At 58.9% G+C, this 18,914-nt stretch carries 19 protein-coding genes; 14 read left to right on the top strand and 5 right to left on the bottom strand.

Annotated features, from left to right (window positions below):
• Positions 1 to 63: 63 nt before the first annotated feature.
• The 5 genes from ftsZ (at position 64) to I8E17_RS09800 (ending at position 6,771) form a co-directional block, all read left to right on the top strand.
• Positions 64 to 1,806 (top strand): cell division protein FtsZ, encoded by a 1,743-nt coding sequence (gene ftsZ, locus I8E17_RS09820; RefSeq protein WP_069612527.1) that lies wholly within the window; start codon positions 64 to 66, stop codon positions 1,804 to 1,806.
• Positions 1,807 to 2,135: 329 nt separating this feature from the next.
• Positions 2,136 to 3,092, top strand: coding sequence for a UDP-3-O-acyl-N-acetylglucosamine deacetylase (gene lpxC / locus I8E17_RS09815; protein ID WP_069612526.1), 957 nt, complete (start codon positions 2,136 to 2,138; stop codon positions 3,090 to 3,092).
• Positions 3,093 to 3,380: 288 nt separating this feature from the next.
• On the top strand, positions 3,381 to 4,250 hold the full coding sequence (locus I8E17_RS09810; RefSeq protein ID WP_176728007.1) for an outer membrane protein assembly factor BamD: 870 nt from the start codon (positions 3,381 to 3,383) through the stop codon (positions 4,248 to 4,250).
• 12 nt (positions 4,251 to 4,262) lie between these two features.
• Complete coding sequence (gene recN / locus I8E17_RS09805) at positions 4,263 to 5,936, top strand: DNA repair protein RecN (RefSeq protein WP_069612524.1); 1,674 nt, start codon at positions 4,263 to 4,265, stop codon at positions 5,934 to 5,936.
• A gap of 202 nt (positions 5,937 to 6,138) precedes the next feature.
• Complete coding sequence (locus I8E17_RS09800) at positions 6,139 to 6,771, top strand: acetyltransferase (protein WP_069612523.1); 633 nt, start codon at positions 6,139 to 6,141, stop codon at positions 6,769 to 6,771.
• 105 nt (positions 6,772 to 6,876) lie between these two features.
• Here the strand turns inward: I8E17_RS09800 and I8E17_RS09795 are convergent, their stop codons facing one another.
• Positions 6,877 to 7,536 carry a CDP-diacylglycerol diphosphatase gene (locus I8E17_RS09795; RefSeq protein WP_229002099.1) on the bottom strand — a complete coding sequence of 220 codons (660 nt, stop codon included), beginning with the start codon at positions 7,534 to 7,536 and terminating at the stop codon, positions 6,877 to 6,879.
• Positions 7,537 to 7,962: 426 nt separating this feature from the next.
• Here I8E17_RS09795 and ligA point away from each other — a divergent pair, with 426 nt between their 5' ends.
• Entirely contained in the window at positions 7,963 to 10,113 is a 2,151-nt protein-coding gene (ligA, locus tag I8E17_RS09790; protein ID WP_069612521.1) for an NAD-dependent DNA ligase LigA, read from the top strand.
• Between the two features lie 42 nt (positions 10,114 to 10,155).
• On the opposite strand, the gene I8E17_RS09785 is transcribed toward ligA, so the two are convergent.
• Positions 10,156 to 10,692, bottom strand: a complete 537-nt coding sequence (locus tag I8E17_RS09785; RefSeq protein ID WP_069612520.1) for a GNAT family N-acetyltransferase — start codon at positions 10,690 to 10,692, stop codon at positions 10,156 to 10,158.
• Positions 10,693 to 11,029: 337 nt separating this feature from the next.
• Here I8E17_RS09785 and I8E17_RS09780 point away from each other — a divergent pair, with 337 nt between their 5' ends.
• Together I8E17_RS09780 and I8E17_RS09775 are read left to right on the top strand one after the other, a co-directional pair.
• Positions 11,030 to 11,353 (top strand): helix-turn-helix domain-containing protein, encoded by a 324-nt coding sequence (locus tag I8E17_RS09780; RefSeq protein ID WP_069612837.1) that lies wholly within the window; start codon positions 11,030 to 11,032, stop codon positions 11,351 to 11,353.
• Positions 11,354 to 11,391: 38 nt separating this feature from the next.
• A complete protein-coding gene (locus tag I8E17_RS09775) occupies positions 11,392 to 11,835 on the top strand; it encodes an SRPBCC family protein (RefSeq protein ID WP_069612519.1) in 444 nt (147 codons plus the stop codon).
• Here the strand turns inward: I8E17_RS09775 and I8E17_RS09770 are convergent.
• The gene (locus I8E17_RS09770) at positions 11,822 to 11,962 is read right to left on the bottom strand and encodes a hypothetical protein (RefSeq protein WP_162750866.1); all 141 of its coding nucleotides are present in this window, start codon (positions 11,960 to 11,962) and stop codon (positions 11,822 to 11,824) included. The two genes, I8E17_RS09775 and I8E17_RS09770, sit on opposite strands and share 14 nt — an antisense overlap.
• 61 nt (positions 11,963 to 12,023) lie before the next feature.
• Here I8E17_RS09770 and I8E17_RS09765 point away from each other — a divergent pair, with 61 nt between their 5' ends.
• Entirely contained in the window at positions 12,024 to 12,518 is a 495-nt protein-coding gene (locus I8E17_RS09765; RefSeq protein ID WP_069612518.1) for a CreA family protein, read from the top strand.
• Positions 12,519 to 12,785: 267 nt separating this feature from the next.
• Here the strand turns inward: I8E17_RS09765 and I8E17_RS09760 are convergent, their stop codons facing one another.
• Positions 12,786 to 13,250: a chemotaxis protein CheW gene (locus I8E17_RS09760; RefSeq protein WP_069612836.1), complete on the bottom strand. Its 465-nt coding sequence runs from the start codon at positions 13,248 to 13,250 to the stop codon at positions 12,786 to 12,788.
• Here I8E17_RS09760 and I8E17_RS09755 point away from each other — a divergent pair.
• The 4 genes from I8E17_RS09755 to I8E17_RS09740 all read left to right on the top strand — a co-directional run bounded on the left by I8E17_RS09755 (position 13,237) and on the right by I8E17_RS09740 (position 16,356).
• Positions 13,237 to 13,485 (top strand): hypothetical protein, encoded by a 249-nt coding sequence (locus I8E17_RS09755; protein ID WP_141720050.1) that lies wholly within the window; start codon positions 13,237 to 13,239, stop codon positions 13,483 to 13,485. The genes I8E17_RS09760 and I8E17_RS09755 overlap by 14 nt on opposite strands.
• A gap of 213 nt (positions 13,486 to 13,698) precedes the next feature.
• The gene (locus I8E17_RS09750; RefSeq protein WP_069612517.1) at positions 13,699 to 14,301 is read left to right on the top strand and encodes an SCO family protein; all 603 of its coding nucleotides are present in this window, start codon (positions 13,699 to 13,701) and stop codon (positions 14,299 to 14,301) included.
• 7 nt (positions 14,302 to 14,308) lie between these two features.
• Complete coding sequence (locus I8E17_RS09745; RefSeq protein ID WP_069612516.1) at positions 14,309 to 15,457, top strand: NAD(P)/FAD-dependent oxidoreductase; 1,149 nt, start codon at positions 14,309 to 14,311, stop codon at positions 15,455 to 15,457.
• Positions 15,458 to 15,477: 20 nt separating this feature from the next.
• Positions 15,478 to 16,356, top strand: coding sequence for a 50S ribosomal protein L11 methyltransferase (locus tag I8E17_RS09740; protein ID WP_069612515.1), 879 nt, complete (start codon positions 15,478 to 15,480; stop codon positions 16,354 to 16,356).
• A gap of 200 nt (positions 16,357 to 16,556) precedes the next feature.
• Here the strand turns inward: I8E17_RS09740 and I8E17_RS09735 are convergent, their stop codons facing one another.
• Positions 16,557 to 16,697, bottom strand: a complete 141-nt coding sequence (locus I8E17_RS09735; protein ID WP_162711788.1) for a hypothetical protein — start codon at positions 16,695 to 16,697, stop codon at positions 16,557 to 16,559.
• 343 nt (positions 16,698 to 17,040) lie between these two features.
• On the opposite strand from I8E17_RS09735, the gene I8E17_RS09730 reads away from it, so the two are divergent.
• Positions 17,041 to 18,876 carry an aminopeptidase P family protein gene (locus I8E17_RS09730; RefSeq protein ID WP_069612514.1) on the top strand — a complete coding sequence of 612 codons (1,836 nt, stop codon included), beginning with the start codon at positions 17,041 to 17,043 and terminating at the stop codon, positions 18,874 to 18,876.
• Positions 18,877 to 18,914: the final 38 nt, after the last annotated feature.

Here is an 18,914-nt window from a genome sequence, read left to right as displayed (position 1 = left end):
CAAGTGAAATCGAGTGAATTGGCCGGCGTGGCGATGCGGCCATAAAGAGAAGGAACGGGTACAATGACTATCAAGCTGCATAAGCCAGATATCACCGAGCTTAAGCCGCGAATCACCGTGTTCGGTGTTGGTGGCGGTGGCGGCAATGCCGTCAACAACATGATCACGGCAGGCCTGCAGGGCGTCGATTTCGTCGTCGCCAACACGGATGCCCAGGCGCTGACCATGACCAAGGCAGAGCGGATCATCCAGCTCGGCGTCAACGTCACGGAAGGTCTCGGCGCCGGCTCGCAGCCGGAAGTTGGCCGTGCAGCTGCCGAAGAGTGCATCGATGAAATCATCGATCACCTGAACGGTACGCATATGTGCTTCGTTACCGCCGGCATGGGCGGCGGCACGGGTACGGGTGCCGCTCCGGTCGTCGCACAGGCCGCTCGCAACAAGGGCATCCTGACCGTCGGCGTCGTTACCAAGCCGTTCCACTTCGAAGGCGGCCGCCGTATGCGTCTTGCCGAGATGGGCATCCAGGAACTGCAGAAATCGGTCGACACGTTGATCGTCATTCCGAACCAGAATCTGTTCCGCATCGCCAACGACAAGACGACTTTCGCCGACGCGTTCTCGATGGCCGACCAGGTTCTCTATTCGGGCGTTGCCTGCATCACCGACTTGATGGTGAAGGAAGGTCTCATCAACCTCGACTTCGCCGACGTCCGTTCGGTCATGCGCGAAATGGGCCGCGCGATGATGGGTACCGGCGAGGCTTCCGGTCAGGGCCGTGCAATGCAGGCTGCTGAAGCCGCCATTGCCAACCCGCTGCTCGACGAAACCTCGATGAAGGGTGCACAGGGCTTGCTGATCTCGATCACCGGCGGCCGTGACCTGACCCTGTTCGAAGTCGACGAAGCTGCAACCCGCATCCGCGAAGAAGTCGATCCCGACGCCAATATCATCCTCGGCGCCACCTTCGACGAATCGCTTGAGGGCATCATTCGCGTTTCCGTCGTCGCAACGGGCATCGACCGCGCGATGAACGAGGCTTCCGACAGGGGCATGGAATTCCGCCCCGCCGCAAAGCCTGCTATGCGTCCTTCCGCGGCCGCCGCTCCGGCAGCGGCCGCAGTTCAGCCTGCCCACGTCTCGCAGGCCCAAACCGCACAGGCCGCCGCTCCGGCTCCTCGTACCGTGGATCCAGTCGCCCAGACCATTCGTGCAGCAGAGGCCGATCTGGAGCGCGAACTGGAATTCCAGATGAGCCGGCAGACTCAGGTGCCGCAGCAGCCGGTTACGCAGCAGGCCGCTGCGCCGGAAGATAATTTCCGTCCGCAGAGCCGTATCTTCGCAGCAGCCCCGGAAGCCCAGCCGGTCCGTCAGGCTCCGGTTCAGCCGCAGCCTCAGCAGCAGGCGCCGGTCATGCATCAGCAGCCGGTCATCCGTCAGGCTCCCGAGCAGGTCCGCATGCCGAAGGTCGAGGATTTCCCACCGGTCGTTAAGGCCGAGATGGAACACCGCGCCCAGCCGGCAGCCGCCCAGGCGACCGAAGAGCGTGGCCCCATGGGTCTTCTGAAGCGAATCACCAATTCGCTCGGCCGCCGCGAAGAAGATCCGGCTTTCGACGACATGATGGCTCCAACGAACAACGCCGCTCCGCAGCAGCGTCGTGCGCCGTCGCCGGAAGCAAGCCTCTATGCTCCGCGCCGTGGCAATCTCGACGATCACGGCCGCCAGGCTCCGCAGGCACGCATGGCAAGCCATGAGGACGATCAGCTCGAGATTCCGGCCTTCCTGCGCCGCCAGTCGAACTGACCCGCAACAGGCAACCCTTTAATAGGTTGCTAACCATATTGGAGAAATCCGGGGCCCAAAGGCTCCGGATTTTCTTATTTTATAACCATTGTCTTATTTAAAATTATCCAACAAATTCAATTGGCTGCTTTCGTAACAAAACGAAAGAAACAGTGATTTGGAATGCGATGCCCCGGCGCGTATGTAGATATCAAGCAAGCCCGCTGAATCACATTCGGAGACGAATGTATGTGAGGTGCGTGGCATAGTTAACAGACTGAACCGGCGATAAGGGTAAGCGTCCGAAGATGACCGCCCGGCTTGGATCAGATAGACGAAGGCAGAATTACATGGCAATTGGATTGCTTGGTTTTCAGACCACCATTGCAAACCCTGTGACACTTTCCGGTATTGGCGTTCATTCCGGTGCCAATGTGTCGATCACCTTCTACCCCGCCGAAGCCGGCACCGGTGTCGTTTTCCAGCGCCTGCACGATAATGGCGATGTGACCGAACTGCGCGCCGTTTCCTCGCAGGTCGGCAACACGGATCTCTGCACGGTTCTCGGCTTTTCTCCGGCGCGCTCTGTCGCGACGGTCGAGCACGTCATGGCTGCGATCTACGCGATCGGCCTCGATAACGTCGTCGTCGAGGTGTCCGGCGCGGAAATGCCGATCATGGACGGCAGCTCCTATCCCTTCATCGAGGCGATCGAGCAGGCGGGTGTCGTCTCGCTCGGTGTCAAGCGCCGCTATATCCGCGTCATCAAGCCGGTGCGGATCGAAGCTGGCGGTTCCTGGTGCGAGTTCCGCCCCTATGATGGCACGCGCTTCGAAGTCGAGATCGATTTTGAATGCCCGCTGATCGGCCGTCAGAAGTGGGAAGGCGATCTGACCGCAGAGACTTTCAAGACGGAACTGTCGCGTGCGCGTACCTTCGGCTTCATGCGCGATGTCGAGCCCCTCTGGGCTTCGGGCCATGCGCTGGGTTCGTCGCTGGAAAATTCGGTCGTCATTTCGGATGACAATACCGTCATCAACGTCGAAGGCCTGCGTTATCCCAAGGACGAGTTCGTCCGCCACAAGACGCTCGATGCCGTTGGCGATCTGGCTCTTGCCGGTGCACAATTCATTGGTTGCTACCGCTCCTATCGCGGCGGCCATCGCATGAATGCGAATGCCCTGAAGGCATTGCTCAGCGACGCTTCGGCTTATGAGGTCGTCGAAACCTCGGCACCTCGCCAGCGCGGTCACGGCCGCGAGTTCATTGCGGTCAACGCGCCTGAATTCGCTCCTTGGTCGGCGTGATTTTTTCGGAATCGAAATGAGACAAAGCTGCCGCTCTGATGAAGGGCGGCTCTTTTTTTGACGGACGACTCATCGGGTTTGTCTTCGGTCGCGAAGCGGCGGCAGGATGGTGCGGGCCGATATGAGAAATCCCTGTCAAAACAGTGATTAAAGGCTGCGGATATGCGGTCTTTGCCACAAAAATGCGTTAATGCACCATCAATGCGTTGCCCTGATGGTGTTTTTGCGGCTAGAAACGCCAGCGAGAGAACACCGTCTCCGCAACGACGGCTATGGGACAGTCATCCGATGGGTTTTGCAAGGTCTGAACGCATGAATATCACAGCACGGGCTTTGCTCGTATCGCTCCTTCTGGCCGGTACCGGTGCGGTGGTGACGGGGTGTAATACGAAAAAAGATATCGACATCACCAAGCTCGGTGTCGAGACCGATCCACCGGAGATGCTCTACAATCAGGGCCTTGCCAACATCAAGGCCGGCAACATGACGGAAGCCGGCAAGAAGTTCGATGCCATCAACCAGCAGCAGCCTTTCTCCGAATGGGCACGCAAGGCATTGGTAATGAGCACCTTCGTAAAGTATCGCACCGGCCGTTATGATGAGGCGGTACAGACCGGCAATACCTACCTCAAGCAATATCCGGGCTCGGAAGATGCCGACTATGTGCAGTACCTGGTTGGCTCGTCCTATGCCAAGCAGATCGTCGACGTGACGCAGGACCAGCGTGCAGCACAGCAGACGATCGAGGCAATGACCAAGCTCGTCAATACCTATCCGAAGTCGCAATATGTCAGCGACGCTCAGGAAAAGATCCGCTTTGCCCGCGACCAGCTCGCCGGCAAGGAAATGCAGATCGGCCGTTATTATCTGGAGCGCAAGGATTACCTGGCCGCCATCTCCCGCTTCCGCGTGGTGGTGGAGCAGTATCCGACGACGAACCAGATCGAAGAAGCCCTGGCGCGACTCGTCGAAGCCTATTATGCGATGGGTATTGTTCCGGAAGCGCAAACGGCAGCTGCTGTCCTCGGGCACAACTATCCGGACAGCCGGTGGTATAAGGATTCCTATCAGCTGCTGAAGAAGGGTGGCGTAGAGCCGAGCGAAAACTCGGGCTCGTGGATTTCCAGAGCGGGCAAGAAACTTCTTCTTGGGACGTGAGATTGAGCGCAGATGCTGATCCAGCTTTCGATCCGCGATATCGTTTTGATCGAGCGGCTGGATCTTGCCTTCGAATCCGGGCTTTCGGTTTTGACCGGCGAGACGGGAGCGGGCAAATCCATCCTGCTTGACAGTCTGTCGCTGGCCCTCGGCGGGCGCGGCGATGGCGGGCTCGTGCGCCATGGCGAAGAGCGTGGCCAGGTGACTGCGGTTTTCGATGTGGGCACGCAGCATCCCGCCCGCAAGCTCCTGCGCGAAAATGGCATCGACGATGACGGCGATCTGATTTTCCGCCGTGTGCAGTCCGCCGATGGCCGCACCAAGGCCTTTGTCAACGACCAGGCACTCAGCGTGCAGCTCATGCGCCAGATCGGCCAGCTCCTCGTCGAAATCCACGGTCAGCATGATGACCGTGCGCTGGTCGACACGGATGCGCATCGCACCTTGCTCGATGCTTTCGCTGGCCTTGCTGACGAGGCACAGGAAGTCGGCAGACTTTACAAGATCTGGCGCGATACCGATCGCACGTTAAAGAAGCACAGAGAGCAGGTGGAGCGGGCTGCCCGTGAAGCCGACTATCTTCGCGCCTCCGTTGACGAGTTAGAGAAGCTTGCGCCGCAGGACGGCGAAGAGGACGAGCTTGCCGAAAAGCGCTCCCGGATGATGAAAGCGGAGCGCATTGCGGGGGATATCGCCGAGGCTTCCGAATTCCTCAATGGCAACGCATCGCCCGTGCCGCATATCGCATCGCTGGTGCGCCGATTGGAGCGCAAGAGCCACGAAGCGCCGGGCTTGCTCGAAGATACCGTGGCGCTGCTGGATGCCGCTCTCGATCAGCTGTCCAACGCGCAGATGGAAGTGGAGGCAGCACTCCGAAAAACGGAATATGATCCGCGCGAACTCGAGCGTGTCGAAGAGCGCCTCTTCGCATTGCGGGGTGCCTCGCGCAAATATTCCGTGCCGGTAACGGAACTGCCGGCTCTGGCCGCACGCATGATTTCGGATCTCGCCGATCTCGACGCTGGCGAAGAGCGGCTGGCGCGTCTTGCTGCCGAGCTTTCCGCCGCCAAGGCGGATTATGATGTCGCCGCACGCAATCTGTCGGAGAAACGTCACCATGCCGGCGAGGCTCTGGCCGCAGCTGTCATGGCCGAGCTGCCGGCCCTGAAGCTCGAGCGTGCGCGTTTCATGGTGGAGATATCACGCGATCCAGAAGCCGGGACGGCCGAGGGTATCGACGTTGTCGAATTTCATGTGCAGACCAACCCTGGCACGCGACCGGGACCGATCACCAAGGTCGCCTCCGGCGGCGAGCTGTCGCGCTTCCTTCTGGCGTTGAAGGTTGCGCTTGCCGATCGCGGCTCGGCGCCGACCCTCGTCTTCGACGAAATCGACACTGGTGTCGGCGGCGCGGTCGCGGATGCGATCGGCCAGCGGCTGAAGCGCCTGTCCGATCGCGTGCAGGTGCTGTCGGTCACCCATGCACCGCAGGTCGCTGCCCGCGCTGCAACCCATCTCCTGATCTCCAAGGGACCCGTCGCGGACGGCTCGGAAAAAATTTCCACACGCGTCGCGACTATGGAGCCGAAGGATCGCACCGAGGAAATCGCCCGCATGCTCGCGGGTGCTTCGGTCACCGAAGAGGCGAGGGCGGCTGCCAAGCGCTTGCTGGCCGGTAACGGGTGATTTCTCCTGTGATGTTGTCGGAGGCAGAGGCCGGCGGCGACTTGCCCGAAGCGGGCATAGCAGCAAGCTCAGCGACTATAGCGCTGAAACGCGCCTGAACCCGTCATCTGCCGTCGGCATGTTGCTTCGGTTTTTCGACGGTCTTGCGTCATATATCCTTCATCGTCCCCAGTTAGGCAGGCCCGGAATTCGGAGACTGTCAATGCACTCAACCACACAGCCCAATCGGCCAAAAATCGCAGAAACCGTCATCCACCCGACGGCGAACATAAGGGATTCGAGCATCGGCAGATGCTGTGAGATTTTGGCGGACACATCCCTGCACACTGCCGAACTTGGAGATTTCTCTTACTTGGGGCCGCGCTGCATTGTCGGTGACGCAACGATTGGAAAGTTCTGCGCCATTGCGGCAGAGGTGAGAATTGGTGCTCCCAATCATCCGATGGACCGACCATCCATGCACCGCTTCACCTATTGTCCGGAATATTACACGGCGGGCGCCGTGCGGGACCACGCCTTTTTCGATCGGCGAAAGGAAGACCGCGCTGTCATCGGCAACGATGTCTGGATTGGTCATGGCGTGATTGTTTTGCCGGGCGTAAAGGTTGGACACGGCGCCGTGCTTGCGGCAGGCGCGGTCGTCAGCAAAGATGTCCAACCATATACTGTCGTCGGTGGTATTCCCGCCAAGTTCATTCGAGAGCGCTTCACGCGAATCATCGCAGAAAGACTGACGTCCATCGCCTGGTGGGATTGGCCTTTCGAAACCATCATGGAGCGGCTTGCCGATTTTCAGTCAAGCGACATCGAAGCCTTTTGCGAGCGCTGGTCCTGATTCGCTCCTGACGACTTGGGCGGCCAGCCTTGGCCGTGTCATCCTACGAAATCGTACCGGCTGTGAATGAGTTCGGCCGACGTACGAACTTTTGAGCGACATGCATCAGAGCCGGCATTTGGGATCGATCATGTCCTCCGCGGAGCCGTGGGATTTGTAGGCTTCGTTTATTCTTGCCAGAATATAGAAGCCATGCTGCCCGTTGGGCAATGCAGCGCCAAAGACGCCGACGACCACGTTTTCCATATTTGAACGGGCACCATCGACGCCATCTGCGACGAGCTGCAGCGGGTTCAAATTCGAAAGGTCATCGGCCGTATGGAAAGTTGCCCACCAACCAGCTCGGGTCTTCAAGTCCGTAAACCGGCCGCTTTCAATTTCCGTCGCATGGGCCTTCAAGAGCGCGCGAAAGCGAGGCGTCTCGCAGCCCATGTGGATATGAAGCCGATCTTGTGTGCGCCAACTGGCGGCGTTTATCGCCAGGGCAAAATTCTGTCGCGAAGCCTTCGTCGAACGCGGATCGATCGCTGATAGCTCTTTCCACGCTTCCTCAAAATAGTTCGGCGCTCCCGTGGTCAGAAGGCGTGGGTCTTCGATGCCGGGTACATCGGCGAGCGGTGCAAGGATGGTGCGCTCTTTGTCAGCAGGCTCACGAAGAACAACGTATGAAGACAAAGGGTCCTGCGACTGGACTATCTTGAGGCACGGATATGGCGACCCCGTCAGGGTGGAGTTGATCTCACAAGCTCTGACGACCAGCCCCAAAGCGGAGCGGCTGACGAATGAGCTCATGATCAAGACTGCAACAACGAGGAAAATAGAGAGAACGGTAAGACGGTGCTTCATGCGTGATTTCGAATTTCTGCCAATGATCCAATCATTTCCCGAGATGTGGTTCTCATAATATAGACCACCTTAAATCCCCTGCGATAGGCGCGGAAGAGCCGCTGCCCCAGGAATTGAATAGGGAATTCCACCGGGGCTAACTGGACGCTGATGCTTCCCGCATCTGTAACACCAAGGACGACAGATCACGGCGTAAAGTTGTCGTGAGCGGCGCCGCCACCTTTTCGGTCCGGCAATTGAATTGCAGATTTTTCCCTTTGTTTTTCCGTGCCCCGAGCTGAAAACCGCTTCGCACTTTTTGCGGAAGTGCTCTAAAACATTTTCGAAATCGGGGAGTGTAGATTCATGAGCACCGAACAGAAGCCCGTCGAGGATTTGACCGAGGAGGAAGCGGCCGCGGCGCTTGCCTATCTGGCTGCGGAGATCGCGCGCCACGACGCGCTTTATCATGGCAAGGATGCGCCGGAGATTTCGGATGCCGAGTATGATGCGCTGAAGCGGCGCAACGACGCGATCGAAGCCAGGTTTCCCGCATTGATTCGCGCCGACAGCCCGTCGCGGCGGGTCGGCGCCGCGCCATCTGAGACGTTTGCTCCCGTGGTGCATGCAAGGCCGATGCTCTCGCTCGACAACACGTTCTCACAGGAGGATGTCGAGGATTTCGTCGCCAGCGTCTATCGTTTCCTCGGTCGCTTGCCGGATAATTCGATAGCCTTTACTGCCGAGCCGAAGATCGACGGCCTTTCCATGTCGATCCGTTACGAGAATGGCCGCATGGTCAGCGCGGCGACGCGCGGCGACGGTACGACAGGTGAGAACGTCACCGCCAATATCAGGACCATCAAGGAAATCCCTCAGACTTTGCCGGCAGGCGCTCCCTCCGTCGTCGAAGTGCGGGGTGAGGTCTATATGGCCAAGAGCGATTTCCTGGCGCTCAACGCGCAGATGGAGGCCGAGGGCAAGCAGACCTATGTCAATCCCCGCAATACGGCGGCCGGATCGCTGCGTCAGCTCGACGCGAAGGTGACGGCGAGCCGCAAGCTGAAATTCTTCGCCTATGCCTGGGGCGAGATGTCCGACATGCCGGCGGATACGCAATACGGCATGGTGCAGACCTTCAAATCCTGGGGCTTTCCCGTCAATCCGCTGATGGAGCGCTTGAATTCGGTTGCCGATATTCTCGGCCATTACGAGGAGATCGGCCTGCAGCGGCCGGATCTCGATTATGATATCGACGGTGTCGTCTATAAGGTCGATAGCCTTGAATTGCAGGCCCGCCTTGGTTTCCGCTCGCGCTCGCCGCGCTGGGCGACTGCGCATAAATTTCCGGCGGAACAGGCCTTCACACGTCTGGTCGGCATCGATATCCAGGTCGGCCGCACTGGCGCGCTGACGCCGGTCGCGCGGCTAGAGCCGATCACGGTTGGCGGCGTCGTCGTGACCAATGCGACCCTTCATAATGCCGACTACATCAAAGGCATCGGCAACAAGGGCGAGCCGATCCGCGATGGCCGGGATATCCGGGTCGGCGATATGGTGATCGTGCAGCGGGCGGGCGACGTCATTCCGCAGATCGTCGATGTTGTGCTCGAGAAGAGGGAGGCGTCGAGCGCGCCTTACGAGTTCCCCAAAGTCTGTCCGGTCTGCGGCAGCCACGCGGTACGCGATATCAATGAGAAGACCGGGAAGGTCGATGCCGTCACCCGCTGTACCGGTGGCTTTATCTGCCGCGCGCAGGCGACCGAGCATCTCAAGCATTTCGTCTCGCGCAATGCCTTCGATATCGAGGGCCTCGGCTCCAAGCAGATCGATTTCTTTTTCGAGAGCGAGGATCCGGCGCTGCAGATAAAGACCGCACCGGACATCTTCACCCTCGAAAAGCGTCAGCAGGCGTCACTGACGAAGCTTGAGAATATCGAAGGTTTCGGCAAGGTCAGTGTCGGTAAACTTTATGCCGCGATCAACGAGCGGCGCCAGATCGCCCTGCATCGCTTTATCTTCGCGCTTGGCATCCGCCACGTCGGCGAGACGACGGCTAAGCTTCTGGCACGCTCCTACGGCACCTACGAAGCCTTCGAAACAGCGATGAAGGAAGCCGCGCCGCTTGCCGGCGACGCGTGGAACGATCTTAACAATATCGAGGGCATCGGCGAGGTGGTGGCGCGAGCCATCGTTGAATTCTACAAGGAACCGCGCAATACGCAGGTAATCGCGAAGCTTTTGGAGGAGGTTCAGCCTCAAGAAGCGGAGCAGCCGGTGACCTCAGGTAGTCCAGTGGCCGGCAAGACCGTCGTCTTTACCGGTTCGCTGGAAAAGTTTACCCGTGACGAGGCCAAGGCGAAGGCTGAGAGCCTGGGAGCCAAGGTTTCCGGCTCGGTGTCGAAGAAGACCGATATCGTCGTGGCCGGACCGGGTGCCGGCTCCAAGCTCGACAAGGCGCGCGAGTTTAATGTCCAGGTCATGACCGAGGACGAGTGGCTGGATTTGATCGGCTGATGATGGTCGGCGGCGGAATCATATCCGCCGCCGTGTGATTGCTTAGAATCTCAGCCGCGCCATCGTGAACGCATCCACGTATTCGCCATTGCGGAAACCGAAGGCGCGTAGACGCCCCTCGGTTTCGAACCCGAATTTTTCGTAGAGGCCGATCGCCCGCGCATTGTCGACATAGACGGTCAATTCCAGACGCTTGATCGCGAGCCAGTTATCGGCGGTATCGATGAGAGCGCCCAATAGCGCGGAGCCGATTCCGCAGCCGGTGAAATCGTCGTGCACGCCCATGCCAATGCTGGCACTGTGAGCCCGCCGGCCGGCAAGGCGGTTCATTCCGGCATTGCCGACGACCTTTCCGTCCACCTCCGCGACGAGACGGGTGGCACTGGGGTCGTGCTTGTCCAGCCATCGCTGCGTGTCTTCGACGCTTTGAAACGGCAGGCGAAGCGTGCCGGCGCGGAAACCCGGAAGATTGGCGATGGTGGCGATTGCCTCGGCATCGGATGGGCGGGTTGCACGGACCGTTACCGGGCCGACCTTGCCTGATCGTCGTTTGGCGGGTTCTTGCTCTTCGAAAGACATGGGCTCTCCTTGATATTGATGAGGAGAGCAAGGAGGCTTCAACCCTGCTCGCCTCGGCAGGGTTGAGATGGATCGCGGTCAGCTCAGCGCAACACGGCTTCCACTCGCCCTGCAAAGGGAGAGGTGGTGTGAAGGTGCATCACGATGGTGCGGTTTGCGATCATGGGCGGATGATCTGACGCGATGCGGACGTTGTCAATCACTCCCTGGATAAATCCCTAGATGAAACCGCCGCCGCCCCGCGGCGCGATGGGGTTATTTCGCTTCACATATTACTTGACAGGCAACCATTTGGTTGCCTATAAACAAAGAAAGGCAACCAAATGGTTTCGTGTTCGTGGATGATGATGCAGTCTTCAAGGCGTTGGCGGATGCTAGCCGGCGGCAATTGCTCGATAGGCTCCATGAGCGCAATGGGCAGACTCTGAACGCGCTCTGCGAGGATCTGGACATGAGCCGCCAGGCGGTCGCCAAGCATCTTGCCATTCTGGAGGAGGCCAATCTGATCTCTACGCAGAAGCATGGACGCGAGAAGCTGCATTTCATCAACGCCGTCCCGATCAACGGCATCGCCGAACGCTGGATCAACAAGTTCGAACAGCGGCATCTGAATACGCTTTCGGCCTTGAAAAAGGCGCTGGAAGGCGAGGATAGCCCCTGAGCTCAAGAAGCAATAAAATTCAAACAAGGAGAAATGGCATGACTGGCAGCAAATTCGTCTACGTCACCTTCATCCGCACCACGCCGGAAAAGCTCTGGTCGGCGCTGACCACGCCGGAATTCATCAAACAATACTGGTTCGATATGGTCCACGACACCGAGTGGAAGGTTGGATCGCCGTGGAAAATGCTCTTTCCGGATGGCCGGGTTGCCGATGCGGGAGAGATTGCCGAGTTCGATCCGCCTCGGCGGCTCGCGATCAACTGGCGCAATGAGTGGCGCCCGGATCTGAAGGCCGAAGGCTGGTCGCGCTGCGTGATGGAGCTGGAGCCGTCGGACGGTGTCGTGAAGCTGACCGTTGCCCATACGATCGAGGTTGAAAACTCCAAGCTTATCGAGGCGGTCTCCGGTGGCTGGCCGAAGATCCTGTCCAACCTCAAGTCGCTGCTGGAAACCGGAACGGTCGCAATCAGCCAGAAGTGAGGTGACGCACTGCCTGCGTGTGTTCGGACGCCGTTGCTTTGGCGGCGGCGTCCATCGTGTGGATCGCCGCCGCATCGATCGTGAAGCGTTGCACGCGGATACAGGCGTCCCATCTTGCATCGCTCATGGACCATCTTACCTTAACCAAGCCGCTCTTGCTCCCCGCGGCTGTTGTTGGAGGATGATCGATGCGTTCACCCAAACTCTTTGCCGCCATTGCCGCGTCTTTTCTGGTCGTAGCGCCCATTTCCGCTTCCGCCGAAGTCGTCGGCAAGGTCGGTGTGGACTGGACGGGCAATGATATTCTGGTCGATGCCGTGCCGGACCCCGAAGTTTCGGGCATCACTTGCCATGTAACTTATTTCGATCGCAGCGTGATCGACCGGTTGCGCAAGGGCAACTGGTTCGAAGATCCTTCCAATAATTCCATCGCTTGCCGTCAAACCGGTCCGATCGAGATCGGTGATATCAACCTGTCCCAGAGCGGTGAGGAGGTATTTCGCGCCGGTCTGTCGCTCATCTGGAAGAAGCTGGTCGTCACCCGCATTTATGACAAGAAAAATGACACGCTCGTCTATCTTATCCATTCGCGGCAGCTGACGGATGGCTCCGCCAAGATGGCTATTTCGACGATCCCTTTGTTCGGCCAGCAGGTTACATGGAAAAACGGTAAGCCGAAATGATGGTATATCGATACCTCTTGTATGGCTCGTAGAAGATAATACCAAAAAAAGTCATACTCTTGGGTTGTCGAATTCCCTCTAGTTGCTTTCGGTTTGCACCTTTTTGATGCAATTTCGAAGGCGAACAGGGAGGCGACTCTCGCCCCTGTTCACGGCCTGCAAGACCGTGTTATTGGCTACACCCCTGCCAAAACCGGTTGTTAAAAAGCGATCGCCCTGGAGCTTGGCTCCAGGGCGATCTTCTTTGGGTAAGCTAACTTATTGAAATCAGGCTGCCTGTGCCAACTGATCCGCAATGACCGTATCGAGGTTGAGGAAGCAGACCATGGTCTTTTCCAATGCCACGATGCCGCGGCAGAAGGCGCGCTGTGCTTCGGGGATGATTTCCGGAGCTGGCTGCAGATCTTCACTTTTGATCGACATCATATCCGAGACCTGTTCGACCAGCAGGCCGACCAGCTTGCCGGCAATATCCGTGACGATGATTGCGGAACGCTCCGAAGGTTCCGTCATCTTCATGCCGAGGCGGCAGGCCATGTCGATGACCGGGATCACGGCGCCGCGCAGGTTGATGAGGCCGAGCACGTAAGGCGGCGTATGCGGCATCGGCGTCACAGGAGCCCAGCCACGGATTTCGCGGATGGCCATGATGTCGATGCAGAATTCCTGATCGCCAAGGTGAAAGGAGACGATTTCCAGATAGGTGCCCGATTGCTTGATGGCGTTCGTCATATTCGAGAACTTCCCGTTTGGCATCGCCGCGCAAGCGACGCTCGCGATTGAAGAGAGAGAGATCGGCTGGAGCGGCTTGGGCAGCGGCAGCGTCCGGTGCTTCGGCGAAGATACGCCTGGCGTTCCGGCGGGCGTCATGCCCTCTGGAATAAAGAGGTTTGCCGCGCTTTCGGGCGGCGGAATGGAATTCGACTTTGCTGCTGATGTTGGCGCGGACTGGTTAGGATTGGTTTAACATGAAAACAGATTTTGTCTCTCCGGCCCAAGAAGAGCGGCGAAATGGAGTGATCAAGGGCTTGGAAAACCGCTGAACCACATACTGCGACGATTTCGGCCTTCCTGAACATCTTCTTGAATTGCGTCCTCCACTTCGAGCCGTTACATCGGCTGGGAGGTCGATTGCACCGTGCTCTCGGCGCAATGTCCGTATCGGTGAGGAATAGCATTCATGAGAAGCGTGCGGATTGCAGTTTGGGTGGCCGTATTGATCGTGGCCGGACTATTGGGCTGGTTTAGCTTTGGCGGCGGCAAGTCGCCGGAAGTCACGTCATCTGGGCCTTATGGCGTGCCCTTCACACTCGTTTCGCAGAGCGGCCAGCCGATCAGCGAGCAGGCGTTCCGCGGCAAGCCGTCAGCTGTTTTCTTCGGCTATACCCATTGCCCCGATGTCTGTCCGACGACGCTATTCGAGCTGAATGCCTGGCTGCAGAAAGTGGATCCCGCCGGGAGCAAACTCAATGCCTATTTCGTGACTGTTGATCCTGAGCGCGATACGCCCGCGATCATGGACCAATATGTCTCCAACGTATCGAAGCGCATCACCGGAATTTCCGGAGACCCTGCCAAGGTGATGGATATGATCAAGGGGTTCCGCGTCTATGCCAAGAAAGTGCCGGTCGACGATAAGCAACCGAATGGCGACTATACGATGGACCACACCGCTTCCGTCTTCCTGCTGGATTCGCAGGGCCGCTTTGCCGGAACCATCGCTTACGAGGAGGATCCGGACGTGGCGGTGAAGAAGCTGGAGAACCTTATCAAGAAGGGATAGGGCCTGGATGGGCGAGGAGATTGGCGGAGAGGGAAAATCCAGATCCATCCTGATCGCGGGGGCTGGGCCGGTTGGCCTTACCGCCGCTCTCGAGCTCGCCCGTCGCGGCTTCTCGCCGCGTATCGTCGATGACAGCATAGGTCCGACACCGCTGCAGGAAAGCCGGGCGCTCGGCGTCAACGCCCGCACGTTGACGCTGCTATCTCCTTCCGGCGTTGCGGAGCGCATCATCGCCGCCGCGCAGCCGATCGAGCAGTTTCGGGTCCGCTCGAATAGAAAGATTCTGATCCGGCTAGATACACGGGAGGTGAAAGGTCGCTTCAGCGCTGTTTGTGCCCTGCCGCAGGGAAGTACGGAGCGCGAGCTGATGGAGGCGCTTTCGGCCTATGGCATTTCGCCTGAATGGCAGACAGCCATGATTGCAGAAGCCATCGCAGACTTTCAAAAGCCTGAGGTCATGCTGCGCCGAGCTGATGGTATCGTTGAGACAGTGCGGCCGGACATATTGATCGGTGCCGATGGCGCCCATTCTGCAGTGCGCAAGGCGCTCGGTGCCGGCTTCCCAGGTGAGGCGCTGGAGGCTTATTTCTATCTTGCCGATTTTCGCTATGCGGAACCGGTAGACACGCATTTTGCCGAGATATCGCTCTTCGATCCTGGCATGGTCGGACGCTTGTCTGTCGCGGCCGATATCATCCGCTATATCTCGACGCTGGAGGATTTCGAAAGCCGCATCGCTCATCCAGCCGCCATTGCCGAAAAGACCTGGGCCTCGCAGTTTCGCATCCACTTCCGGCATGTCGAACCCATGGCCAAGGGCAATGTTTTTCTTGCCGGCGATTCCGCGCATATTCATTCGCCGGCCGGCGCTCGCGGCATGAATCTCGGCATCGAAGATGCCTCCTGGCTTGCCTGGCTCATTGCGGAAGGCCGCGAACAGGAGTATTCGGCCTTGAGAATTCCCGCCGTGAAGCAGGTTTTGAAACAGACCTATGACCTGACGCGATTGGTGACGATGCAAAGCCCGCTGGCAGTTGCGGCGCGTAATTTCCTTGCGCCGCTGTTGCTGCGCTTCGGCCCGGTCCGCCGGCAGTTGCTTCGGGGTGTGTCCGGCTACGACACTCCGAAACCGCCTTGGATCGACTGGGCCGAATAAAAACGAGAAAGAGCGACGAGTTGAGTGAAATCCGCCTTTATGTGACGACGACCGAGAAGAAGGCCGAGCAGGTTCTGGACCTGATGACGCCGGTGTTCGAAGACGAAGAATTGCCGATCGCAACGACGGAGATCGACGAGAAGAACGATGTCTGGGAAGCGTCGATCTATCTCTATGCTATGGATGAGGATGAGGTTCGCGGACGTTTCGAAGCGCTCCTGAAGCCTGCCTTCGCCGACCTCGTCATTCAAAAGGAAGTGCTTCCCGATATCGACTGGATTGCAAAGTCGCTGGAAGGGTTGAAGCCCGTTCGTGCCGGCCGCTTCCTCGTGCACGGCTCGCATGATCGGGACAAGGTGGGCCCCAGCGACATCGCCATCGAAATAGAAGCGGGACAGGCCTTCGGCACCGGTCACCATGGGACGACTGCGGGCTGCTTGGAGACGATCGAGAAGGTTGTTGCGAGCCGCCGCGTGCGCAATGCGCTCGATCTCGGTACGGGCAGCGGCGTGCTGGCGATCGCCGTGCGCAAGCTGCGCAACATTCCGGTTCTGGCAACCGACATCGATCCGGTTGCCGTTCGCGTCGCGAAGGAAAATGTCCGCAGCAACGGCATCGCCTCGGGTGTCACGCTGGAGACGGCGCCGGGGTTCCATTCCACGGCATTTTCACGCCATGGGCCGTTCGACTTGATCATCGCCAATATTCTGGCACGTCCGCTCATCAAGATGGCGCCGCAGCTCGTGGCGCATCTGGCACCGGGTGGTTCGGTCATTCTTTCGGGTATCCTTGCCGAGCAGCGGTGGAAGGTTCTCGCCGCCTATAACGGCGCCCACCTTCGGCATGTGCGCACGATCTGGCGCAACGGCTGGGTCACGATCCATCTCGACCGGCCCTGAGCCGGTCACCTCCCGCATCAACAATCGCAAATAAAAAAGGCGATGCCGAAGCACCGCCTTAAGATCGATTTTCACCGATCTTGCCCGCGAGCGTGTGGAGGAGGAGTGCTCAAGCGGGCTCTAAGCGTTCTGATCACAATCCGAGAGGGAGGAGGAGAACCGGATTGCGATCGACTTCGAACGCGTAGATCGTAAACTTCTTAACGGCGGCCGCCACGGCTGGCGCCGATTGCCTTTGCGGTTTCGACTTCGAGCTGACGAAGCGAGCCGACGGAGTGGCGTACGGTGCGACGCTCGCCAGCCAGCGCCGGGCTAACATATGCGGAGCGAGAGATAGGCATTGTCATAAGTCCTTGGTTTTGAGCTGGTTCTTCGTGAACCCGTTTGATGCGGCGGATATAGCGACTCGCCCGCCGACGTGGCAGGGGGGAAGCTTCATGGGAGCTATGCATGATATGCATGTTTCGTGCCGTGAAGTTGTCATATTCGAACTGGCATGCTCACGAAATGGGCGGATTCGTTAACGGCCGCGGTTGGGATAGACTGCTCTCATGTGGTGAGATGCGCCCGTTATCGCGCATATCGTCTCAAGGATCGAAAATCACGTCGCACTTCCGATTGTGATGCTCTAACATACTGGCAATATTCAGTTTCACGGAATCTCCACCAGTCTCGGATCAGCTCATGTTTCAGTCTTTCGACGTCACTTCCACCCCGCAATTCGGTCGCGAGCGTGTCGCCGGTTTGCGCGCTGCCTTTGGCGATCTCGGCATTGACGGCTTCCTGGTGCCGCGTGCTGACGAATATCAAGGCGAGTACGTGCCCAAATGCTCGGAGCGTCTCGCATGGCTCACGGGCTTCACAGGATCGGCGGGTGTTGCGCTTATCACACACTCTCAGGCCGTGGTCTTTGTGGATGGCCGGTATGTGACGCAGCTTGCCGAACAGGTGGACCGCAGCGTCTTCACCGGCGGCGATCTGGTGAACGAGCCGCCACATGTCTGGCTGCCGCGTCATGCGAAGAAGGGCTTCCGCCTCGGTATCGATCCATGGCTGCATACGGGTGCCGAAGTACGCCGATTGGAAAAGGCGCTGGCCGAGATCGACGGCAAGCTCGTCTTCCTGCCTCATAATCCGCTCGACAAGCTCTGGACGGCCCGTCCGGCCGAGCCGTTGGGCAATGTTATCATTCAGGATATCGCTCAGGCCGGTATCCTCGCCAAGGACAAGCTTGCAACGATTGCGAGCGGCCTCAAGGAAAAGAATCTCAAGGCTGCGCTGATTACCGATCCGTCTTCCGTCGCCTGGATCTTCAATATCCGCGGCAGCGACGTGCCGCACACGCCGCACCCCTTGGCCCGCGCCATCATCTATGCGGAAACCGAAGCGGAGCTTTTCCTTGACAAGCGCAAGACCAAGGTCGAGGCGGAAGCCTATCTCGCGCAGATCTGCCAGCAGCTGCCGCCTTCCGAACTTACCAAGCGTCTGGCCGCTGCGGCTGTGAATGGCGGGCGAATCTTGGTTGATCCGGATCTCGCTTCCTATGCCTTGACCGATATCATTCGTCGTGAAGGTGGAGAGGTCGTGGAGGGCAGTGATCCCGCCAGGCTGCCACGTGCCTGCAAGAATGCCGCCGAAATCAACGGATCGGCCGCGGCGCACCTGCAGGACGGCGCGGCAATGGTCGAGTTCCTTTACTGGCTGGAGACGAGCAAGCCGGGAACGGTGACGGAAATCGCCGCTGCAGAAAGGCTGGAAGCCTGCCGCGCCCGCGTCGGCGAAAGCATGCAGAACCCGCTCAAGGACATCTCCTTTGATACGATCTCCGGTGCGGGCGAACACGCGGCCATCATGCATTACCGCGTGACCACGGCGAGTGATCGGCTGATCCAAGCCGGTGAGCTGTTCCTCATCGATTCAGGCGCGCAATATATCAACGGCACGACCGACATCACCCGCACCGTTGGCATCGGTGCCGTGTCGGAAGAGCACAAGCGCCTCTTCACGCTGGTCTTGAAGGGAATGATTGCCATCAGCACGGCGCGTTTCCCCAAGGGTACGCGCGGTTGCGATCTCGATCCACTGGCGCGCATCGCGCTCTGGAAGGCGGGCGTCGATTTCGCGCATGGCACCGGCCACGGCGTCGGCTCCTATTTGTCAGTCCATGAAGGGCCCCAGCGCATTGCGCGTCTCGCCGTCCAGGAGCTGCTTCCTGGCATGATCCTGTCCAACGAACCCGGCTACTATCGTCCAGGTCACTTCGGCATTCGCATCGAAAACCTGATCTATATCCGTGAGCCGGAGGAGATCGAGGGTGGTGACATGCCGATGCTCGGCTTCGAGACGTTGACCTTCTGCCCGATCGATCGCAGCCTGGTGCTGGTGGAACTGCTGACACATGAGGAGCTGCATTGGCTGAACGAGTATCACGCTCGGACGCGCGAGGCGCTGATGCCGCTGATCCATGATCACGACATACGGGCGTGGCTGGAAAATGCCACCCTTGAGCTTAGCCACTGAGAAATACGAATCCCATCCCAACTGGAAAAGGGGTGGGA

The organism is Rhizobium sp. AB2/73 (genome assembly GCF_020871915.1).
In the GTDB taxonomy this organism is placed as follows: Bacteria; Pseudomonadota; Alphaproteobacteria; order Rhizobiales; family Rhizobiaceae; genus Rhizobium; species Rhizobium dioscoreae.
The sequence above is the reverse complement of the archived record's forward strand: the minus strand, read 5'-3'. Positions and strand labels throughout refer to the sequence as shown.